1 pseudogene is annotated in these 337 nt (G+C 71.2%); it reads left to right on the top strand.

The features are described from left to right. Positions 1 to 337, top strand: a pseudogene (locus tag L687_RS0120815) (dihydrofolate synthase); the annotation flags it as partial.

The raw sequence follows: 337 nt of genomic DNA, 5'->3' as shown, positions 1-337 counted from the left end.
AGGCGGCCGAGGTGCTGCGTCGCGTGGCGGCGGAGCGCAACGCGACCATCGCGTTCGAGGGTGAGGAGTTCGGTCTCACCGAGCAGAAGCTCGCCGTCGGCGGCCAGTTGCTCACGATCCGTGGCCTGGCGGGGGAGTACACCGAGGAGTACCTGCCGCTGTACGGCGCTCACCAGGGGCACAACGCCGCTCTCGCAGTGGCCGCCGTCGAGTCGCTGATCGGCGGTGCCACCCAGCGCATCGCCGCGGACATCGTGACGGCGGGTCTGCAGGAGAGCACGTCACCGGGCCGGCTGCAGTTGCTCGGCATCGCCCCGACCGTGATCGTCGACGCGGC

The organism is Microbacterium maritypicum MF109 (assembly GCF_000455825.1).
Classification (GTDB): Bacteria; Actinomycetota; Actinomycetes; order Actinomycetales; family Microbacteriaceae; genus Microbacterium; species Microbacterium maritypicum_A.
Note: the sequence above shows the minus strand (reverse complement) of the source record. Positions and strands in the feature narration are given on the sequence as shown.